This window comes from Novosphingobium sp. ST904 (genome assembly GCF_001298105.1).
Lineage (GTDB): Bacteria > Pseudomonadota > Alphaproteobacteria > Sphingomonadales > Sphingomonadaceae > Novosphingobium.
The window spans coordinates 1-5,232 of record NZ_LGJH01000062.1 but is presented as its reverse complement, the minus strand read 5'-3'; the positions used below and the strand labels follow the sequence as shown (position 1 = coordinate 5,232).

Here is a 5,232-nt window from a genome sequence, read left to right as displayed (position 1 = left end):
CGAGGTCATCTGGCGGCAGCGATCATGGCCAAGCGTTTCGGCCGTGGAAATGGCAACGCTGCGCTGGGTCGATTGGTACAATAATCACCGGCTCTTCGGCCCTATCGGGCACATCCCGCCCGCTGAGGCCGAAGACAATTACTATGCAGCCCTCGAGAACCTCGATATGGCTGCATAGCCAAATGAAAACTGCCTCCTGAAAACCCGGGGCGCTTCACTTCGGTGTAGAAATGGTCGTCCACCGGCATGTCGTAGCTGGAACGCTCGATGCCGCCCAGGAACGTCGCCTTGAGGCCCGGCACGATCTCGGCGTCGCCGCTAAGGACCAGTTGCTTGAACGTGTTGGTGGTCTTCTGGATACGGGTTTCGGTAGCGGTCTGTGCGCCCGAAACGTCAAGGTAGGTAACCTCGTTCTGGTCGTTCCACTCGATGTCGTTGATGGTCGAGTTCGGATAGGTCACGCCTGCGAAGGTCTGCCCGCCGCCAAGCCAGGTGGAACCGCCGCTGCCGCGCGAGGCGAGATGGGTCTCGAAGCGGTCGGCCTTGTATTTGCCGTAAAGGCCGTCCAGCGTGAGATGCACGGTTTCGGCCGGGTTCCACTGCGCCGAAGCCGTTACGCCAAGGCGGTCCTGCGTGCTGTCCCAGACCGAAAGTCGGTTGCCGCGCGCGAAGCGCAGTTCACCAGAGTTGATCTTGTCCTGTTCCTCTTGCGTCAGGCCCGAGATATCCGAGCCGTTCGCCTTGTTGAGGCGCCAGCGATAGGTATCGACGCCGGTTTCCCGGGTCTGGCGGTGGCTGTAGGCGGCGGAGACGAGGATGCCGAAATCGCCCCAGTTCTTCGACACGAGGCCGGTCAGGCGCGGCTGGAAATCCTTGGTCAGCGTATTGGTGCCCGCCGAGGCCGAGAAGGCTACCTTCGTGCCCTCATAGTCGAACGGGCGCGCGGTATAGAGCCCCACTGTGCCGGCAAGGCCGCCTTCGGTCTGCTCTGCCGAGAAGGACTTGCGCACATCCACGCGGTTGAACAGTTCGGCGGCGAAAATGTTGAAGTCGAACGCGCGGTCGCGCGTGCCTTGGCCGCGGCTGTCCTGCGGAGAGTCCACGTTGCCCAACACTTCCATGCCGTTGAGCTGGACGCGGGTGAAGTCCGGACCAAGGCCGCGCAAGCTGACCCTGCGGCCTTCGCCGGCTTCGCGGTTGATGGCGACGCCTGGCAGGCGCTGGAGCGCTTCGGCAAGGTTGAGGTCGGGGAAGGCGGCGATGTCGTCGGCAACGATCGAATCCTGGATGATTGTCGCATTGCGCTTCACGTCACGAGCGCCCTGAAGGCTGGCGCGGAAGCCGGTGACGACGATATCGTTTTCAGGAGAAGCTGCAGGTTCGCCCTCGGCGTAAGCCGGCTGAGCTGCCATCGTGCCGAAGGCGATGGCTGTCGATACCAGCCAGAGGCTGCGTTTGGTCCACATTCGAATAACTCCCCGATGGATGCCGTGAGCGGAAGGCCCTGCGGCGGTCGGGGGTGGAGAGCGCGTGATCGACGCGATGGGGACAGAAGAATTTTGTGAAAGTTCGGAGTAACTTTGATTACATTTTTATTTCAAAGGAATTTTTGAATTTATTATATAAATAATCATTTTCAATTGTTGGTAAGGTATTCGAACTTTAAAATATAAAACTATAGTTCTTTTGTGATATTTGGTGAAGTTTATATTACTGTTCTGTAAATCTGGATCGCGTGGATGATGGCGGGTGGTTGACTTGCCTTATCGGTAAACGCAAACAGCCGAAGAAATTTCTCCTCCCGCCGGAGCTTCCATGACCGATTCCGACCTTCCCAAGCCGCAGGCAGACGAGCCCATTGTGCGCTCCGACCGCCGCGACTTTCTGGGCGGCCTTGCCGCTGCGCTTGGTGCCGCTGCCGTTGCCGGCGCTCCCGGAGAGGCTGCTGCCGCAACCGGGAAGGGGCTTAAAAGCCGTGCTCGGGTAAGCGATGCGAAACTGCGTGATGCGATCGACACCGTGGTCGTGATCTTTGCGGAAAACCGCAGCTTCAACAATCTCTTCGCCGATTTTCCCGGCCTGGAGCAACCGCTCGCATCCGTCCCGGCAGAGCGCACCGCCCAGCGTGACCGTGACGGCAAGATCATGGACAGGCTCCCGAAGATCTGGGAGGGGCTTGTTCCTGGCAAGCAGGTCGTCGAACATTCCGAATATCAGATTGGCCCGGATGACCTCGGCCCGATCGCCAACGGTCCTTTCGCGCTCAAGACGCCGGAGGGAGATCCGCTTCCGCATGGGCTCGTCACCCGCGATCTCGTCCATGCGTTCTATCAGAACCAGTGGCAGATCAATGGTGGCAAGAACGACGGTTTCGTAGCCTGGGGGGATAGCGGCGCCTTGGTCATGGGCCACTACGGCGATATGCGCGCGCAGTTGCGGCTCTGGCAGGTCGCTCGCGAATTCACGCTTTGCGACAATTTCTTCATGGGTGCTTTCGGCGGCTCGTTCCTCAATCACCAATACCTCATCGCCGCGCAGCCGCCGTTCTATCCGGATGCCGACAAGAGCCCCGTCGCCAAGCGTATCGCGCATATCGAGGGAGACGATCCCAAGGGCATCAAGCTCAAGCTCGATCCCAGGAATGCGGCCAGTGCGATGGACGGTCCTGCGATGTTCTCTACCAGCACACTCTCGCCCGACTTCTGGGCGGTGAACACGATGCTGCCGCCTTACGCGCCGACCTACGAACTCGACCCCGAGAAACCCGGTTTCGCCAATGCCGGCAGTAGTCACACATTGGTGCCGCAACAGCACAAGACTATCGGCGATATGCTCTCGGCCAAGGGTGTTGAATGGGCTTGGTATGCCGGAGGGTGGAACGCAGCGATGGAAGGACGTCTGAACGATGCCTCTTTCCCTTCGCGCCCGAATTTCCAGCCGCATCACCAGCCGTTCAATTATTATGATCGGTTCGCGCCGGGCACCGCGGACCGTGCGAAGCATCTGCGCGACGGCGGCGAAGGCAGCACGGCCCGCACCAATCGCTTCCTGGCCGATGCCGAGACGGGTAAACTTCCGGCGGTCAGCTTCTACAAGCCGCAGGGCAATCTCAACATGCATGCCGGCTATTCGGATATCGATGCAGGAGATCGCCATATTGCCGCTGTCATCGACGGCCTACGCGCGAGCCCCCAGTGGGAACGAATGCTGATCGTGATCACTTTCGACGAGAACGGCGGCTGGTGGGATCACGTGGCCCCTCCAAAAGGGGATCGTTGGGGGCCGGGCACGCGCATTCCCGCTGTCATCGTTTCGCCCCATGCAAAGAAGGGTGCGGTGGATCATACGATCTACGACACAGGTTCCATCGCGCGCTTCCTCACCCGCCGGTTCGGGCTGGAGAAACTGCCGGGCCTGCAAACGCGCGAAGATGCGATGATCGCGGCCGGCGGTGTCGCGCCAGGTGACCTTACGAACGCGCTGGATATCGCCTGAGCCGGCAGGGTGGGCGGCCACATGGCGCCTACCCTCGCCGTTTGCTTCAAACCGTGCAGAAAAGTCCGCAAAACAGGTGCGTTGCACCTGCGAATGCGACAGAGTGCCGGGGTTCGGAGCGATTCTCCATCGCCTCCGGTCAAGCACGAACTTCGGATCGCATTTCAGAAAAACAGGGGCATCAGATCCATGCGGCATATTCCACTTACCGCTGCTTCCTTGGCGGCCGCCATGCTGGCGCAACCGGCGCGCAAGCTGCACCGAAGGCTTATCCGGAGGCCGAGAAGCAGGTTCTCGAAATCTCGAAGCAAGCCATTGCGCTGCGTTCCGTGGAGGGTGAAGGCAACAAGACAGGCGACGTCGCCGAACTGTTCCGCAAGGAACTGCTCGCGAACGGCTGGAACGGGGGCGACATCGAGATCGTGCCCCACAAGGACACTGCCTACCTGATCGCGACATGGCCCGGCAGCGATCCCTCGCTCAAGCCGCTGGTCGTTTCCGCACACATGGATGTGGTGGAAGCCAAGCCCGCCGACTGGGAGCACGATCCCTTCACGCCCGTAGTCGAGAACGGCTACCTGTACGGACGCGGCGCTAGCGACACCAAGTTCGAAGCGGTGCTCGCGATGGAATCGATGATCGAACTGCGCCGTCAGGGCTTCCGGCCGAAGCGTACCCTCGTGATCGCGTATTCCGGCGATGAGGAAACCTCGATGGCGACCTCGAAGCTGATTGCCGAACGCTTGAAGAACGCGGACCTCGTACTCAACGTCGACGGGGCTTCGGGCACGCTTTCCGAGAAGACCGGCAAGCCGTCGTTCTGGTCATGGCAGGGGGCTGAAAAGACCTATGTCGATTACCAGATCGAGGTGACGAACGCGGGCGGGCACAGTTCCGCGCCGCGCACGGAAAACGCCATCGTCCAGCTTTCGGAAGCGCTTGAGCGGATCGGGCACTATCACTTTCAGCCGGAACTGAACGACATTACCCGTGCCTACTGGGTGGAGGCTGCCAAGCTGGAGCCCGACGCGGTGCTGGCCGGCGCCATGCGCGCCTTCGCAGCCAACCCCAACGACGAGGCCGCGCTCAAGGTGCTGCGGGCCAATCCCTCCATGGTCGGGCGTACCGGCACCACATGCGTGCCAACGATGATCGCCGGCGGGCATGCGCAGAACGCGCTGCCGCAGCGGGCCACCGCCAATATCAATTGCCGCATCTTCCCCGGCCATACCCGCGAGGAGATCATGGCTGAATTGCAGAAAGTCGCGAACGTACCGGCGGCGAAGTTTTCCGACGTGACCGGCGATGCCTCCACCATGTCGCCCGCATCACCGATGCGACCGGACTTCGTGGCCGCCACGCGCAAGGCGGTGACGGCAGCCTGGGGACCGATCCCGATCATCCCGTCACAGGCCTCGGGTGCTTCGGATTCGATGTGGTACGCGCGGTGGTGGTGCCCAGCTACGGCGCGAGTGCGTCGATGATGAAGGACTCCGATGAGTTCGCCCACGGCCTCAACGAGCGACTGCCGCTGCTCAACGTCCGTCCGGGCATCACTTACTATCTCAGCCTCTACAGGGACCTTGCCGGCAAGTGAGGGAATACGCCGGGCGGGGCGTGATCCCGCCCGGTATCTTCTAGGTCGTAAACTCATAAACGGCACCATCGAGGCGCCCAAATGGCGAACAGCTCGGGCCGAAGCTGCCGCCGGGCGGGCTGGTTGCCCGTCCAAGGCAG

General features: G+C 61.3%; 3 protein-coding genes and 1 pseudogene. 3 read left to right on the top strand and 1 reads right to left on the bottom strand.

The features are described from left to right. Positions 1-178 (top strand): annotated as a pseudogene (locus ADT71_RS30905) (IS3 family transposase); the annotation flags it as partial. On the opposite strand, the gene ADT71_RS00665 reads toward ADT71_RS30905, so the two are convergent. Continuing rightward, on the bottom strand, positions 102-1,466 hold the full coding sequence (locus ADT71_RS00665; RefSeq protein ID WP_082370050.1) for a TonB-dependent receptor plug domain-containing protein: 1,365 nt from the start codon (positions 1,464-1,466) through the stop codon (positions 102-104). The pseudogene ADT71_RS30905 and the gene ADT71_RS00665 sit on opposite strands and share 77 nt — an antisense overlap. Before the next feature lie 349 nt (positions 1,467-1,815). Between ADT71_RS00665 and acpA the strand changes: the two genes are divergently transcribed. Beyond that, positions 1,816-3,495, top strand: a complete 1,680-nt coding sequence (acpA, locus tag ADT71_RS00660; protein WP_054434208.1) for an acid phosphatase — start codon at positions 1,816-1,818, stop codon at positions 3,493-3,495. Positions 3,496-3,548: 53 nt separating this feature from the next. Further along, positions 3,549-4,979: a M20/M25/M40 family metallo-hydrolase gene (locus tag ADT71_RS00655; RefSeq protein WP_231635455.1), complete on the top strand. Its 1,431-nt coding sequence runs from the start codon at positions 3,549-3,551 to the stop codon at positions 4,977-4,979. Positions 4,980-5,232: the final 253 nt, after the last annotated feature.